Consider the following 15,015-nt stretch of genomic DNA (forward strand, 5'->3'; position numbering starts at 1 on the left):
CGACATGTCCCGTTCCGATCGCGCTCCATACGCGGAGCCGGAGATTGATCCGCGACGCTGGATCTCGCTCTTCATCCTGCTGCTCGCGGGCTTCATGAACCTGATCGACGTCACGATCGTGAACGTGGCGCTTCCGCGGCTGCAGGAGAACCTCCACGCCACGAGCAGTCAGATCGAGTGGGTCGTCGCCGCCTACGTGCTGGCCTTCGCGCTCGGACTTCTTCCCTTCGGGCGGCTGGGCGACACGATCGGCCGCAAACGCGTCTTCATCGCCGGCGTGTTCTGCTTCACGCTCTTTTCGGCCTTGTGCGGACTGGCGCCCGACATGCCGACCTTGATCGTCGCCCGCGTGCTCCAGGGCCTGTCGGGCGCGATGATGATGCCGCAGGTCCTGGCGATCACGCAGGTCATCTTCCCGCCGCAGGAGCGCGGCTTCGCCTTCTCGCTGTTCGGTCTTTCGGCGGGGCTTGCCTCCGTGGCCGGACCGCTCACCGGCGGTCTCCTCATCAACGCGGACATCTACGGCCTCGACTGGCGGCCGATCTTCCTCGTCAACATCCCCATCGGGATCGTTACCGTCGCAGCGGCCTGGCGGCTGCTTCCCCCGATGGCGGCGAACCACGATCTGAAGCACGATCTCGGCGGTGTGGCGCTCGCGGCGCTGTGCGTGTTCCTTCTGGTCTTCCCGCTGATCGAGGGCCACAGCCTCGGCTGGCCGTCCTGGACATTCGCCATGGTCGCGTCTTCCGCCGTGGCCGCTTTGATCTTCGTTGCCTTCGAACGCTCGCGGGCACGCAATGGAAAAAGCCAGCTTCTGCCTGCGAGCCTGCTGACCAACAACAGCTACCTGCTTGGCATCGCGATGGTGACGGTCTTTTTTTCGGGCGTTGCGGGCTTCTTCATGGTCTTGGCGGTGTTCCTCCAGACCGGCTTTGATTTCAGCCCGCTCGAATCGGGCCTGACGACCGTCCCGTTCCCGCTGGGTGTCCTCGTGGCGTCGATCGTGTCGGGGCGTGCGCGCGGTCGATGGCCTCGCGCGCGCATCGGCGGTGGAGCGGGACTTCTGGTCGTGGGGATGTTCATGCTGCGTCTGGTCGTCGGCGGAGTGGCGGACGAGGTGGACCACTGGCAGTTCTTGCCGCCGCTCTTCATTTCCGGTCTCGGTATGGGCATCGCGATCTCGTCGCTCTTCCAGACCGTTCTGGCGCAAGTGCCGCCGCGCGACGCGGGTTCCGGCTCGGGAGCGATGCAGTCCTTCCAGCAGATCGGTTCGGCGCTGGGGATTGCCATAGCGGGACAGATCTTCTTCTCCACCCTGGCCGGCAACCTCTCTGCCGGCGCCGGCAGTCATCCCGCCTTCGTCGAAAGTCTCGGCAATGCGCTCTATTATGAGTGCGCCGCCTTTGCGCTGATTGTGGCCCTGGTGTTTTTCGTCAAGCCGGTGCCGGTCCAGGGCCCCGCGCACGGCCACCGGCCGCAATCCGTGGAGGCCTGAGCCAAGCGTGGCGGCAGACCTGTCCGTTGCAGCGGTGTTTCGGATGACGTAGCGGTCATCCTGAGCCGTTCCACGGCTCCACCCCGCTGCAACCGCTCGGCCGAAAATCATGGAACTCTGGATACCGATCACCCTCGCGGCCGCGTTCCTGCAGAACCTTCGCTCGGCGATGCAGAAGCACCTGAAAGGCGTGATGGGCACCACGGGTGCGACGTTCGTCCGTTTCGGATTCGGAGTCCCGTTCGCCCTGTTTTTCGTTCTGGGGCTCAACCGCTTCGCTGGCTACGGATTTCCGGACATCAACACTACCTTCCTCGCCTGGGCGGCCATCGGCGGTCTCGGCCAGATCGCCGCGACCTTCCTGCTCGTCCACCTCTTTTCATTCCGCAACTTCGCCGTCGGTACCGCCTATTCGCGCACGGAGCCCGCGCAGGCCGCGCTCTTCGGGCTGATGTTCCTTGGTGAGAGGGTAACGGCAGGTGTTCTGGCGGCGATCGCGGTCAGCGTCTTCGGCGTCATGCTGATATCCGTCGCGCACACGACGCTGAGCTGGCGGGCGCTCTTCACGTCGCTCGTCAGCCGCAACGCGCTGATCGGCCTCGCCTCCGGCACGCTGTTCGGGATTTCGGCCGTTGCCTACCGGGCCGCGTCCCTGTCGCTGGGCGGCCCGAACTTCATGATGCAGGCGGCAGTGACGCTGGCCTTCGTCATCGTGTTCCAGACCCTGCTCATGGGGTTCTGGATGATCCTTCGAGACCGCGCCGAGATCGTCCGCATCCGCAGCGCCTGGAAACCCTCGCTGCTGGTGGGCGCCGCAGGGGCCTGCGCATCCTTCGGCTGGTTCATGGCCATGACGCTGGAACAGGCGGCGGTCGTGAAGGCGCTGGCACAGGTCGAGATGATTTTCACCTTCGCCTCCTCGGTGTTCTTCTTCCGGGAGCGCATCACGCCGTTGGAAGTCGCCGGCTGCGTCATGATCGTCGGCGGTATCCTGCTGCTCCTTCTCATCGGCTGACCGGCCGACATCCGGCCTCGAACCGGCGGACCGGTTTAACACTTCCTAAACCCTCTCCTCACGTTGCGGTACGCCAAAACCCTTCTTTGGGTGGCGATGGCATAGTTCTGGCTTCGGATCGGGCAGGCGTGCCGGATTGAGAACCGCGCGTCCAAGCATCGAAACTGGAGAAGCAACATGAAGCCCAGCGACAAGACCGGCATCCGCCGCCGCACCTTGCTTGGCGCCCTGCTGGCGCTGCCCGCACTCGCGGTCCTGTTCCGCGTCATCCGTCCGACCGCCCACCAGGACCTGGTCGAGGTCGACGGATGGATCCTGAAGCGCACGGACGTGGAAGGAGACCGGGCATGATCTTCCAGGACGCGGCACAATTCGCGGCCTCCGGCTTCACGCCGCAGGTCTGCATCGTCGGTGCCGGCCCCGCTGGCATCACCATTGCCAACAAGCTCGCGGCGGCGGGAATACCGTCGGTGCTGCTTGAAGGCGGCGCAGAGGAGTGGACGGAGGATTCGCAGGACGTCTATCGCGGCGTTACCATCGGCGATCCCTATTTCGACCTCGATATCACGAGGTTGCGGTTTCTCGGCGGCTGTTCGAACCACTGGGCCGGATGGTGCCGGGTGCTCGACGCGCACGATTTCACCGCGAAATCCTACGTCCCCGACACTGGCTGGCCGATCCGACGCGGCGACATCGAGCCGTTCCTTCCGGAAACCTTCGACGTGCTTGGCCTGCACGACTTTCCGCCCGACAGGCAGACGACGGATCGGTTCTACCGCTTCGAAGTGCAGAAGAGCGAAGCCGTCAGGTTCGGCGAAAAGTACCGCGAGGCCATCGCCGCCAGCGAGCATATCGCTCTCTTGCTGAACACGGCGGCGGGTGAACTGGTCGGCGACGGGACGCGCATCACCGCGGCGAAGCTGATTTCGAACGGCGCTGCCGCCGGCGAGATCGCGGCACCGTTCTTCGTGGTGGCGACCGGAGGGCTCGAGAACTCGCGCCTGCTGCTGTGGTCCAACGAGCGCTCGAACGGCGGCGTCGTGCCCCATGCAGACGCGCTCGGGCGCTACTGGATGGAGCACCCGATGTACTGGACCGGCAATGCCTTCCTCACCGACACGGCCGCTCTGACGCCGGATCACGAAGGTCATGCCTTCTTCATCCCGTCGCCGCAGGCGATGGCCGAGCGCGAAGTGCTCAACTTCCACGTCCAGGTCGAGACCATGCCGTTCAGCGGCGCCAAGCGCATGATCGCGGACCTCGCGTGCCATGCGCCGCAGACCGCGGAGTGGGTCTCGAACCTGCTCGGCGCCAAGCTCCAGTGCAGCGCCCGGGTCCATCTCGACTGGGAGCAGGCGCCCCGCCGCCACAACCGCGTCGCGCTCTCCACGACGGAACGGGATGCCTACGGCGTTCCACGCATAGAGCTCCACTGGAAGAAGGACGAACTCGACCGTCATACCATGCTCGAGGCGATGCGCATGTTCGGCGAGGACTTTGCGCGCAAGGACCTCGGGCGGGTGCAGATCAGCGATTGGGTCCTGAATGGCGAGGACTATCCGGACGACATGGAACTGGCGGGCAACCATCACATGGGCGGAACGCGCATGGGAACGGACGTCAAGACCAGCGTCGTCGATAGCGATTGCCGGGTGCACGGCATGGCCAACCTCTTCGTGGGAGGCTCCTCCGTCTTCACCACGTCCGGCCAGTGCACGCCAACGACCACGATCGTGGCCCTCGCGCTGAGGCTCGGCGACCATCTTGCGCGTGAAGTGGTCGGCGTCCGGACCGAAGCCAAGGCCTGACGGACTGCTGGCTCTCGCAATCCGCACCGCCCACCGCGATCGCCTTTTCTAGGGCGATCGCGGCGGCGTCATCAGGGAACGATCAGCGTTCCCGCGCCATGCTCGGTGAAAAGCTCCAGCAGCACGGCGTGCGGCGTCTTGCCGTTGAGGACGACGACGCCCTGGACGCCGCGCTCGATCGCCTCGATGCAGGTCTCGACCTTCGGGATCATGCCGCCGGAGATGGTCCCGTCTGCGATCAGCGCCTTCGCTTCCGCGACCGTCAGCTGGTCGATCAGCTTCTTGTCCTTGTCCAGCACGCCCGGCACGTCCGTCAGGAAGAGCAGGCGCGAGGCGCCGAGCGCGCCGGCGATGGCGCCGGCGAAGGTGTCGGCGTTGATGTTGTAGGTCGCCCCGTCGCGTCCCGGCGCGACCGGCGCGAGCACCGGGATCATCTCGGAGCGGGCGAGAAGGTCGAGGAGCGTACGGTCGACCTCGACCGGCTCGCCGACGTAGCCGAGATCGAGCACCCGCTCGATGTTGGAATCCGGATCGACGACGGTCTTCCTGGCCTTCTCCGCGAAGACCATGTTTCCGTCCTTGCCGCAGAGCCCGATCGCCCATTCGCCCTCGGCGTTGATCAGCGCCACGATCTCCTTGTTGATCGATCCCGCCAGCACCATCTCGACGATCTCGACCGTCTTGCGGTCCGTCACCCGCAGGCCGCCCTCGAATTTCGATTCGATACCCATCTTGGAAAGCATGGCCCCGATCTGCGGACCGCCTCCGTGGACGACGATCGGGTTGACGCCGGACTGCTTGAGCAGCGCGATGTCGCGGGCAAACGCCCGGCCAAGTTCGACGTCGCCCATGGCATGGCCGCCGTATTTCACCACGACGGTCTTGTTCTCGTAGCGCTGCATGTAGGGAAGCGCCGCCGAAAGCAGACGCGCCTGTTCTGCGGCGGTGGCGGCGAGGTCACTCGTCATGGTTCAGATCCCGGATTGTGATAGGTCCGGCGGGGTATTAGCGGGAAAGCCCGCGCCGGGCAAATGAATCGCCAGACTGGTTGGGGGCTGTCGGAACCTCCTCGCCATATCTGGATTGAATCTCCAAACGAGGAGAACGCCATGCCTGGAACCAGGTATTTGCACACGCTTCTGGGCATCGCCGGCGGCTTGGCGGCCGGCGCGGTGCTCGGCGTCTCGCTGTTCGAAAACATTGTTCTGGGGATCGTCATCGGCATCCTGGTGGGCGCCGGTATCGGCAGTAGCCTTCCAGCACGACGCTAGGCCACCGGAACCGGTGGCTGATCGCATCAGTGGAGCAGGTCGCGTCCGCGGCTGACGAGCGTCTTTTCCATGAGCGCGTTGAGCCAGCTCGCCGTGGAAATTCCGGCGGGTCTCACCCCGATTTCCGTCACCGCCTGTTCCAGCGTCTGCTCGACCAGCCGGTCGGCGGCGCTCGGGTCCAGAAGCATCAGTCTCGCGCTCAGGCGAAGCTTCGGCAGAAGTGCGGCGACGTCGTCGTGGGACGGGATAAGCGAGGCGCGTTCGCCTCCCGGACCGTGTCGTATCTGGTTCATGAGCGCGTCGATCACCTGGCTCCATCCCGACGGTTTGGTCAGGCTGGAGACGAAGCGGAACCGCTCGGGCAGCGCGACCTCGTCGTGCGCGGTAAAGAACACGAAGGGAACGCCGCGCTGTGCCAGTTCGTCCGCCAGCGGGAAGACGTATTCGCCGTTGAGATTGACATCGAGGATCGCGGCCTGCGCCATCGGGAGGAGCTTCCGCGCCCGTTCCACCGTCGGCGCCGGCCCCAGCACCTTGGCGCCGGAAGCTTCGAAATACCGGGTCAGATCGTCGGCGAGGAGGTATTCGTCCTCCGCGATCAGGATGCGCATTCCCTCGAGATTCGGCACGATTTGCTCCACTTCGAAAGATCAATCGGCCAGCGACGCGAAGGTTCCGGCTGACGATCGCTGCCCGGGCGCAGGGAACATCCCGCCCGGATCGAAGATTCGTGGCGAAAACGACGACCACAGAGCGGACCCGAAGCAGGAAGATCCTGCCATGGTCGCCCGCAAGGGGGTCGAGGCGATGATGAAGGGCGATACCGGCGTCATCAGCGGCTTCGCCAACACGAGCCAGGCAACGACGGCGCATCTGGTGCCGGCCGGCATCCTCGCCGGCCAGCATCGGAAGATCGCCGAGCTGGGCACGGATCGCTCCCGAGGTCCGGCCTTGGCGGCATTGGTGGCGCGGTCACGTCGGCCGCGCCAATTCCCCTTGCCGGGCTTCTGCGCTCAGTAGGTCATGACTTCGTAGACGTTCACGGTGATTTCACGTCCGCCGTAACCGATGTTGCAGCCGCTGAAACCGTTGCGGATCTTGCCGGGGTGAACGCCGCCGCTCCATTGCGCCCGGCAAACGCCGAGTGGCTGCCCGTTGGCTTCCCACCCTGCGTTGATCATGCCCTGCGGGATCGCGCCGGACTGGGCTGTGGTCCAGCGGCCGTGGCCGGTGAAAACCTGGTAGGACGCCACCGTTTCCTCGCGCCCGCCATAGCCGATGTTGCAGCCGTTGAACCCGTTCCGGATCTTGCCCGGATGCACGCCGCCATTCACGGCGGCACGGCAGACGAACAGCGGCACTCCGTTCGCTTCATAGCCGCCATTCGGGGTGACGGTGGGCGGCGGCATGCTGCCGTAGGAGCCGTTCACCCAGTCCTCCGCCCAGGCCGTGGTGGGAGAGGCCACGGTGAGGACCGCCGACAGAAGTATGCTTGCGGATACGGCTGCCCGCATCCTTTCCTTCGAGATTGTCACGTTTCTTGACCCCTTATCGATGCGCCGGACTCTTACCGGCAGCCACGCCCCTTCGGTTTTGCTTTACCAAAGGTCAACCGGCATTCAAGGGGTGCGACGAAGGCGGATCGCGATTTCCGCGACGTCTATCGATTTTTTAGGCCGATTAATAAAACGCGTGTCGAACGCGAAGGTTCCAGGCACATTCCGCCGACTTCTCCGCCGCGGCGATTACACGATTCCGTGTCTTTCGAAGGGGTTTCCGTCACGCTTAAATATTCGTAACGCCTTGAAGACATGATAGGTGTCGTGTTTGTGTGGGACGGTCGGGCCGCTCGGGAGGGGTCCACCGCAATCGAGAGTGATCCAGCGCGTTGAATGATTGCCGGAATTCGCGGAGGCCCGCGTCTTGGACCCTGTTGCTCGTCGCGGCTCTGTCGATCACCGCTGCTGAACCGGCGCGCGCATTCGAACTGTTCGGCGAGAAATTCTTCGAGCGCGACCAGGAGGAGCAGGCCGACGTCATCGGCGAACCCCAGCCCTACACCGTGGAGTTCGTCGTTCCCGGCGGCGAGGTCGAGAGCGAACTCAAGGCTGCGTCCAACCTCTGGGGGGATCGCGACGAGCCGGCCTCCGGCGAAGCCGGCCTGATCGCCAAGGCGCGCGACGACTATCGCCGCCTGCTCGCGGCACTCTACGAGCAGGGCCGCTACGGTGGCTCCATCTCCATCACCATCGACGGACGGCAAGCGGCCGACCTGCCGCCGGATACCATACTGCCCGACCCGGCCGCCGTTACCGTTCTCGTCATTCCGGGACCGCTCTTCCTGTTCGACGAAGCGCGCATCGAGAACCGTGCACCGCCGGCGACCAATCGACGCGACGAAGTGGATCAGCCGGAAGACGAGGGCTTTCTCGCCGGCGAGCCCGCCAATTCGGGCGTTATCCTGAAAGCAGAGCGCCTTGCCGTCGAGGCCTGGCGCCAGCAGGGCCATGCCAAGGCCGCGATCGCCGAACGGCGCGTGGTGGCCGCGCATGACAGCGACACCGTCGACGCGCTGCTCAGGGTCGAGCCGGGACGCCGCGCCGTCTACGGTCCGACGTCGGTCGAGGGCACCGAGAGGATGGACCCCGGCTTCGTCGCTTACATGGCAAACCTCACCACCGGCCAAGAGTTCGATCCCGACGATGTCGAGCGCGCCCGTGCTCGCCTCGCGCGTCTCGACGTGTTCCGTTCTCTGCGCATCGTGGAGGGCGAAGCGATCGGCGAGGACGGGCTGCTGCCGATGAGCGTTATCGTGCAGGAGCGCGCGCTGCGCCGCATCGGCGTCGGCGGCACCTATTCGACCGTCGACGGGCTTGGCTTGGAAACCTACTGGCTGCACCGGAACCTCTTCGGCCGTGCCGAGCGCTTGCGCCTCGAGGCCAAAGTCGCGGGAATAAACGGGGTCGATCCCGAGGAGTTCACCTATCGGGTGGGCAGCACCTTCACCCGCCCCGGCATCTTCACCCCCGACACCGACTTCGTCACCTCCGTGTTCGGCGACCGCGAGGTGCTGGAACCCTACACGCGCACCGGCGTCACGGTTCAGGCCGGGTTCACGCATCTCTTCACTGAGGAACTGTCGGCGCGCCTTTTTGCCACCGGCCGCTACGCCAAATTCGAGGACCAGGTCTACGGCGAGCGCGAGTTCACCAGCGTCGGGGTTCTCGGCGGCCTGGTCTACGACAGCCGCGACAACGAGGCTGACGCGACGGAAGGCTATTACGCCGAAGTCACCGCCGAGCCCTTCTACGAATTCAACTACGGCAACGCGGCCGCTGTCCTCACGGCAGAGGGTCGCGCCTATTACGGTTTCGGCGAGGACAACCGGTTCGTCGCGGCCGGCAGGATAAAGGTCGGCAGCCTCGTCGGCTCGCCGATCAGCGAGACCGCGCCGGATCGCCTCTTCTTCGCCGGCGGAGGAGGGTCGGTGCGCGGCTACGCCTATCGCAACATCGGCGTGGAGGTGCCCGGCGGACAGATCGTCGGCGGGCGTTCACTGATCGAGGGCTCGGCGGAGTTGAGGGCGAGAGTCACCGAAAGCATCGGCGTTGTGGGCTTCGTGGACGCCGGCTATGTCGGCGCGGATTCCTTCCCCGAATTCGACGAGGCGGTGCGTGTCGGCGCCGGTGCCGGCGTGCGCTATCTTACCGGCCTGGGGCCGATCAGGCTGGACGTCGCCGTGCCGCTCGACCCGCGTCCGGGCGACCCCGACGTCGCCTTCTATGTCGGAATAGGACAGGCGTTTTGACCCGTTTCATCATAACCCTGCTGGCATTCTTTCTCGCCCTGCCGGCGCTCGCGCAGGATACGCCGGAAGAAGAACGCTCCTACTTCACCGATTTCGTCGAGAACCAGCTCTCGGCGGAAAACCGCCAGATCCGGATCAGCGGCATCCAGGGCATCCTGTCGTCCGAAGCGACCATCCGCGAGATCACGGTGGCCGACAGCGAGGGCGTGTGGCTGCGCATCGAGAATGCCGGCATCGACTGGAACAGGACGGCGCTTCTGCGCGGCAGGCTCGAGATCGAGACGTTGCGCGCCGACCTGATCGATTTCGTCCGCCTGCCGGTGCCCGCCGAGGGCGGGCTGCCGCAGCCCGAAGCACAGCCGTTCCAGCTTCCCGAACTGCCGCTTGCCATCATCCTTGAGAACCTCGAGATCGAGCGCCTGCATTTCGGCCAGCCCGTCTTCGGGCTCGAATCGTCGCTCGCCGCCACCGGTAGCTTCAGCCTCCAGAACGGAGCGCTGGAAACCACGCTCAACACCCAGAGGCTCGACGGTCCCGGAGGCACTCTGGTCCTCACGGCGAGCTATGCCAACGAGACGGAGGTCCTGAACGTCGACCTAGCACTCGACGAACCGGCGGACGGCATCGTTGCCAACCTGTTGAACATCGAGGGCCGCCCGCCCGTGGCGCTCTCCCTGACGGGCTCAGGCCCGGTCGGCGACCTGGACCTGCAACTGACCCTCGATGCCGACGGCGAGCGCGTGTTGACGGGGACGACGCAACTCGATCGCGGTTCGCAAGGCTTGAGCTTCGCCGCCGACATCCAGGGTCCGATCGCGCGCCTCGTCGCGCCGGCCTACCGAGCCTTCTTCGGAGAGAATGTCGAACTGACGGTCAACGGCACGGTCAGGGACGGCGGTGGCGTCGCCATCGAGGAGCTCGAACTCGACAGCGCGGCACTTAAATTGCAGGCATCGGCTGAGACCGGCTCGGACGGGTTCCTCCGGTCGCTGACCCTTCGGGCCAATGTCGGCGCGGACGGCTCCGAACCGGTCGTTCTTCCGGTGCCCGGGGGAACGACGACGCTCCAGCGAGCCACGGTCAATCTGGCTTTCGGCGAGGCTGCCGGCGGGGAGTGGTCGGGAGACGTCTCGGTCTCGCGGCTCGATTCGGACTCGTTTTCGATCGACAGTGTCGCGCTCGATCTGGGCGGGCAGGTGCAAAACCTCAACGATCCGCAGACGCGCAGCATCACCTTTGACGTCGGCGGCGCGGCGAATGGCATCGACGCGGAGCGCAAGGACATCGCCGAAGCGCTCGGCGACCGCATCGAACTGGCGATCAACGGCGGCTGGAATGCCGGTTCGCCGATCCGCCTGGAAAACTTCCTGATCGACGGCAAGTCGCTCGCCCTCACCGCTGCCGGGCAGATCACCGACTACGTGTTCGACGGCAGGATCGGCGTCGAGGCGTCGAGCATCGCGCCGTTCTCCGAACTCGCCGGGCGCGAACTCGGCGGCGGCGCGAACCTGACCGCGACGGGCGAACTCAAGCCGCTGTCCGGCGCCTTCGATCTGACCCTCGACGGCCAGGCGACCGACCTGCGCATCGCGCAGCCCGCCGCCGACAACCTTCTCTCCGGTACCACCACCATCTCGGGACGCGTCGCGCGCGGCGAGCAGGGGCTCGTCGCCGACGGATTCCGCATCGCCAACGAACAGGTGGAACTCACCGCCGACGGCACCTTCGCCACCGGTGCCGCCGACTTCCGCTTCGACGTCGCCGTCTCCGACCTTGCGCGGATCGACGAGCGCGCATCCGGCCGGCTGACCGCCACGGGCACGGCGAAGGGAAGCGAAGGCGTGATCAACCTCGATCTCGACGCCCGCGTGCCATCCGGCAGCCTGGCCGGCCGTTCGCTCGCGGATGCGAACGTCGGCTTCGAGGGAACACTGCGCGGCGAGAACCTCGAAGGGCAGCTCTCCGGCAACGCCTTCCTCGATGGCACGCGCATCGACCTCGCCTCGCAGATCGCCGTCGCGAATGGCGAGCGGCGGCTGGAGGGCCTTCGCTTCGAGGCGGGCGGCGCGGTGCTGACCGGCGATCTGACGCAGTCCGAAGCCGGCCTCCTCACCGGCGACCTCAAGCTCGACGCGCCCAACATCTCGACGGCAGCGGCGCTCGCGCTCGCCGAGGCTCGGGGTGCGGTAAACGCCGACATTTCCCTTTCCATCCAGGACGGCAGCCAGTCGGCCTCCGTCAATGCTCGGGTCGATGGTCTGGTCTACGACGCGGTCCGCGTCGGCAACGCCACCGCAGACGTCGAGGTCGAAGATCTCTTCGGCGTTCCGGCCGTTGCCGGCAACGTATCGGCAGGCGACGTCATCGCCGGCGGCGTGGAGATCGATTCGCTTCAGGCCACCGCGAGCCGGGAAGGGGAGGCGACGCAGTTCTCCGCCGACGCGCGGCTCGCCAACGGCGCCGACATTTCCGCAAGCGGCGCACTGGCACCGGAGGGCCAAGGCTTCCGCCTGACTCTCGCCGACGCGCAGCTCGCCTGGCAGAATCTTTCGGCACGGCTGTCCGAACCCGCCAGCCTGCGCATCGAGGGGCAGGACATCGCGCTCGATGCCCTGTCGGTCGCGGTCGGCGGCGGCAACATCAGCGCTTCCGGCACCGTTTCCGAAACCATCGACCTCGACCTGTCGATCAGCAATGTACCGCTCGCCATCGCGAACGCGGTCCGCCCCGATCTGGGACTCGGCGGCACGATCTCCGGCACGGCCGACGTCACTGGTCCCCGCGACCGGCCGAACGTCGCCTTCGAGATAAGGGGCAACGATCTCGCTGCGGCGGCGCTGCGCCAGGCGGGGCTGTCGACGCTCGACGTGGATGCGACCGGCACCACGAGCGGCGACCGGCTGAACGTCGATGCCTCCATCAACAGCCCCGAAGGCTTCCGCGCCAGGGCGGTTGGCGCCGTTCCGCTCGGCGACGGTTCGCTCGCGCTGGACGTGACCCTCCAGAGCTTCCCGCTCTCCGTCCTGAACGCGGTCGCGCCGGGCCAGAACCTCGGCGGCATCGTCACGGGCACCGCGAACGTGCAGGGTGTGCTCGCCGATCCGCGCGTTGCCTTCGACCTCTCGGGCCAGGGCATCACCGCCGCGCCGCTGGCCGAGTTCGGCATCGGCGCGCTCGGCTTCACCGCCTCGGGCCAGTATGGCGCGGGCGCCGTGGTGCTGAACAGCTCCACCGTCTCCGGACCGCAGGACCTCTCCTTCACCGCCAGCGGGCGCGTGCCGATTTCCGGCCCCGGCCTGAACGTATCGGTCAATGGACGTGTCCCGCTGTCGCTCACCAACCGCTTCCTCGCCGATCGCGGAACCCAGGTCTCGGGCACGCTCGTCGCCGACATCAATCTCTCCGGCAGTATCTCCAACCCGGTCGTCGCCGGCTCGATCTCGACATCCGGCGCGTCGCTGGTCGACCCCGAAACGAACATCCGCTTCACCGGCATCACGCTGTCAGCGTCCGCGTCGGCGCAGACGATCACCATCAACACCCTGTCGGCTTCGGCCGCGGGCGGTGGCACGGTCAGCGCCAGCGGCACGGTCTCGATCGCCGACGGGTTCCCCGCGAACCTGTCGATCCGGCTGCAGGACTTCCGCTACACCGACGGCGAACTGGTCGTGGCGACCGTCGACGGCACGCTGTCGGTAACCGGCTCGCTCACGCGAGACCCGCTGATATCAGGCGACATCCTGATCGAACGTGCGGAGATCACCATCGCGGGCAGTCTCGGCGGCGGTCCAACCTCGATCGACGTCGTCCACGTCAATCCCCCGCCGGACGTGGCGGTCACCCTGAAGCGCGCGCGCGCCAATGACGGGACGCCGGTGCCCACGGCGCGACCCAGCGTGGCGCGGCTCGACGTCACGATACGCGCACCCAACCAGATCTTCGTGCGCGGCCGCGGCCTCGACGCCGAACTCGGCGGCCAGGTGCGCATCACCGGTCCCATCACCGGCGTGCAGCCCGTCGGCGCCTTCAATCTCATTCGCGGCCGCCTGTCGATCCTCGGCCAGCGCATCACCTTCGACGAGGGGCGCGTAAGCCTTGTCGGCGACCTCGACCCCTTCATCGACTTCGTCGCCCGCACCGAGAGCGACGACATCACCGTCTTCATCACCGTTCGCGGCAGGGTCTCCGATCCGCAGATCGAGTTCTCCTCGCAACCCGGACTGCCGCAGGACGAGGTGCTGGCGCGGCTGATCTTCAACCGGAGCATCGGCGAACTCTCCGCCATTCAGATCGCCCAGCTCGCCGCCGCGGCGGCCGAGCTTGCCGGCGGCTCCAACACCTCGCTGCTCGGAAGCCTGCGCAACGCGACGGGGCTCGACGATCTCGACATCGTCACAAATTCGAAGGGCGAGACCGCCGTTCGCGCCGGCCGCTACATCGAGGAGAACGTCTATCTCGGCGTCGAGGCGGGAGCCCAGGGTAGCACGCGCGGCACGATCAATCTCGACATCACCGAGGACCTCAAGGCGCGCGGCTCGGTCGGCTCCGACGGCGATTCCAGCATCGGTCTGTTCTACGAGAAGGACTACTGAGCGGCGCGCCCCGCGCCGCCGCCCGGAGGCTCCATCCGTCCAACTGCTGCCGGAACCAGCATGGTTCGTCCGCATTTCTCCCGCAACGAGGAGACCTGCGATGACCGACCACACCAATCCGAAATCGGCGGACGATTCCAACACGCGCAAGGAGCCCGACGACTGGGTCAGCGGCGACGAGCCGATGACCGGCGCGCAGCGATCCTACCTCAAGACCTTGTCCGAGCAGGCCCACGTCGACAATGCTTACGACGAGGGCCTCAGCAAGGCGGAAGCCTCCAAGCGCATCGACGCGCTGAAGGAAAAACTGGGGCTCTGAGGATGCAGGGGCTGGAAAGTTCGGAGAAGCGCACCGGCGGGTGCCTGTGCGGCGCGGTCCGCTTCAGCGTCCGCGGCGCGCCGCTGCGGGTCGGCCTGTGCCACTGCGCCGACTGCCGCAAGACCAGCGGCTCGGCCTTCGTCACCTTCGCGGTGTGGCCGCGTGCCGCCTTCTCCGTCGCCGGCGAGATCGCCAGCCATGCCGGGCGCAGGTTTTGCCCCCTTTGCGGATCGCGCCTTTTCTCCCTCAGGCCTGAGGAAGCTGAGATCAACGTCGGTTCGCTCGATGATGCTCCGACAGGGCTGGAACCCACCTATGAACTCTGGACCCGGCGCCGGGAACATTGGCTGCCGCCGCTCGCCGGCGCCTCCCAGTACGACGAAGACCGGGAGCAGGCCGGCCAGCTCGATCTACTCGAAGTCGCCGTTCCGGACCCGTCGCAACCGGGGGACCTGGAGCGTGCGATGGAAGTGGCCGCGACCGCCCATATGGCCCAGACGGGCAAGAACGGCGAACCGAAGTTGGAGCACTGCCGACGGGTTGCCGCCGCTGTCGACAGCGTTGACGAGAAGATCGTCGCCTGGCTGCACGATGTCATCGAGAAGAATCCCGACTGGACCACGCAGCGGCTACTGTCGCACGGCTTCTCCGAAGCCGTCGTGGATGCAGTGGATGCCATGACCCGACGCATGGGCGAGGACTATCTC

Annotated in this window: 12 protein-coding genes and 1 pseudogene; 10 read left to right on the forward strand and 3 right to left on the reverse strand. The window is 66.3% G+C overall.

Annotated features, from left to right (window positions below):
- The first annotated feature begins 4 nt into the window (after positions 1–4).
- The 4 genes from ABGN05_RS18395 (at position 5) to ABGN05_RS18410 (ending at position 4,318) form a co-directional block, all read left to right on the forward strand.
- Entirely contained in the window at positions 5–1,495 is a 1,491-nt protein-coding gene (locus ABGN05_RS18395) for an MFS transporter (RefSeq protein ID WP_367955499.1), read from the forward strand.
- Between the two features lie 109 nt (positions 1,496–1,604).
- Positions 1,605–2,510, forward strand: a complete 906-nt coding sequence (locus ABGN05_RS18400) for an EamA family transporter (protein ID WP_367955500.1) — start codon at positions 1,605–1,607, stop codon at positions 2,508–2,510.
- Positions 2,511–2,687: 177 nt separating this feature from the next.
- Entirely contained in the window at positions 2,688–2,861 is a 174-nt protein-coding gene (locus ABGN05_RS18405; protein WP_367955501.1) for a hypothetical protein, read from the forward strand.
- A complete protein-coding gene (locus tag ABGN05_RS18410; protein ID WP_367955502.1) occupies positions 2,858–4,318 on the forward strand; it encodes a GMC oxidoreductase in 1,461 nt (486 codons plus the stop codon). Before ABGN05_RS18405 ends, ABGN05_RS18410 begins: the two co-directional genes overlap by 4 nt.
- Positions 4,319–4,389: 71 nt before the next feature.
- Here the strand turns inward: ABGN05_RS18410 and argB are convergent, their stop codons facing one another.
- Positions 4,390–5,286, reverse strand: coding sequence for an acetylglutamate kinase (gene argB / locus ABGN05_RS18415; protein ID WP_367955503.1), 897 nt, complete (start codon positions 5,284–5,286; stop codon positions 4,390–4,392).
- 141 nt (positions 5,287–5,427) lie between these two features.
- Between argB and ABGN05_RS18420 the strand changes: the two genes are divergently transcribed.
- Positions 5,428–5,589 carry a hypothetical protein gene (locus ABGN05_RS18420; protein ID WP_367955504.1) on the forward strand — a complete coding sequence of 54 codons (162 nt, stop codon included), beginning with the start codon at positions 5,428–5,430 and terminating at the stop codon, positions 5,587–5,589.
- Positions 5,590–5,615: 26 nt separating this feature from the next.
- On the opposite strand, the gene ABGN05_RS18425 is transcribed toward ABGN05_RS18420, so the two are convergent.
- Positions 5,616–6,218, reverse strand: coding sequence for a response regulator (locus ABGN05_RS18425; protein WP_367955505.1), 603 nt, complete (start codon positions 6,216–6,218; stop codon positions 5,616–5,618).
- A gap of 151 nt (positions 6,219–6,369) precedes the next feature.
- Between ABGN05_RS18425 and ABGN05_RS18430 the strand changes: the two genes are divergently transcribed.
- Positions 6,370–6,609 carry a hypothetical protein gene (locus ABGN05_RS18430; RefSeq protein ID WP_367955506.1) on the forward strand — a complete coding sequence of 80 codons (240 nt, stop codon included), beginning with the start codon at positions 6,370–6,372 and terminating at the stop codon, positions 6,607–6,609.
- Here the strand turns inward: ABGN05_RS18430 and ABGN05_RS18435 are convergent.
- Positions 6,603–7,019, reverse strand: a complete 417-nt coding sequence (locus ABGN05_RS18435) for a DUF3421 domain-containing protein (RefSeq protein ID WP_367955507.1) — start codon at positions 7,017–7,019, stop codon at positions 6,603–6,605. The genes ABGN05_RS18430 and ABGN05_RS18435 overlap by 7 nt on opposite strands.
- Before the next feature lie 500 nt (positions 7,020–7,519).
- Here ABGN05_RS18435 and ABGN05_RS18440 point away from each other — a divergent pair, with 500 nt between their 5' ends.
- The 4 genes and pseudogenes from ABGN05_RS18440 to ABGN05_RS18455 form a co-directional block, all read left to right on the forward strand.
- Complete coding sequence (locus ABGN05_RS18440) at positions 7,520–9,397, forward strand: autotransporter assembly complex protein TamA (RefSeq protein WP_444876174.1); 1,878 nt, start codon at positions 7,520–7,522, stop codon at positions 9,395–9,397.
- Positions 9,394–13,989 carry a translocation/assembly module TamB domain-containing protein gene (locus ABGN05_RS18445; protein ID WP_367955509.1) on the forward strand — a complete coding sequence of 1,532 codons (4,596 nt, stop codon included), beginning with the start codon at positions 9,394–9,396 and terminating at the stop codon, positions 13,987–13,989. The genes ABGN05_RS18440 and ABGN05_RS18445 overlap by 4 nt, the downstream gene beginning before the upstream one ends.
- 100 nt (positions 13,990–14,089) lie before the next feature.
- Complete coding sequence (locus ABGN05_RS18450) at positions 14,090–14,308, forward strand: DUF3072 domain-containing protein (RefSeq protein WP_367955510.1); 219 nt, start codon at positions 14,090–14,092, stop codon at positions 14,306–14,308.
- A gap of 2 nt (positions 14,309–14,310) precedes the next feature.
- A pseudogene (locus ABGN05_RS18455) lies at positions 14,311–14,700 on the forward strand (GFA family protein); the annotation flags it as partial.
- Positions 14,701–15,015 lie beyond the last annotated feature (315 nt).

The sequence above is a fragment of the Aquibium pacificum genome (genome assembly GCF_040839445.1).
In the GTDB taxonomy this organism is placed as follows: Bacteria; Pseudomonadota; Alphaproteobacteria; order Rhizobiales; family Rhizobiaceae; genus Aquibium; species Aquibium pacificus.

Coding starts and splice junctions, on each gene's coding strand:
- ABGN05_RS18395 (WP_367955499.1), top strand. CDS start 5: ATGTCCCGTTCCGATCGCGCTCCATACGCGGAGCCGGAGATTGATCCG.
- ABGN05_RS18400 (WP_367955500.1), top strand. CDS start 1,605: ATGGAACTCTGGATACCGATCACCCTCGCGGCCGCGTTCCTGCAGAAC.
- ABGN05_RS18405 (WP_367955501.1), top strand. CDS start 2,688: ATGAAGCCCAGCGACAAGACCGGCATCCGCCGCCGCACCTTGCTTGGC.
- ABGN05_RS18410 (WP_367955502.1), top strand. CDS start 2,858: ATGATCTTCCAGGACGCGGCACAATTCGCGGCCTCCGGCTTCACGCCG.
- argB (WP_367955503.1), bottom strand. CDS start 5,286: ATGACGAGTGACCTCGCCGCCACCGCCGCAGAACAGGCGCGTCTGCTT.
- ABGN05_RS18420 (WP_367955504.1), top strand. CDS start 5,428: ATGCCTGGAACCAGGTATTTGCACACGCTTCTGGGCATCGCCGGCGGC.
- ABGN05_RS18430 (WP_367955506.1), top strand. CDS start 6,370: ATGGTCGCCCGCAAGGGGGTCGAGGCGATGATGAAGGGCGATACCGGC.
- ABGN05_RS18450 (WP_367955510.1), top strand. CDS start 14,090: ATGACCGACCACACCAATCCGAAATCGGCGGACGATTCCAACACGCGC.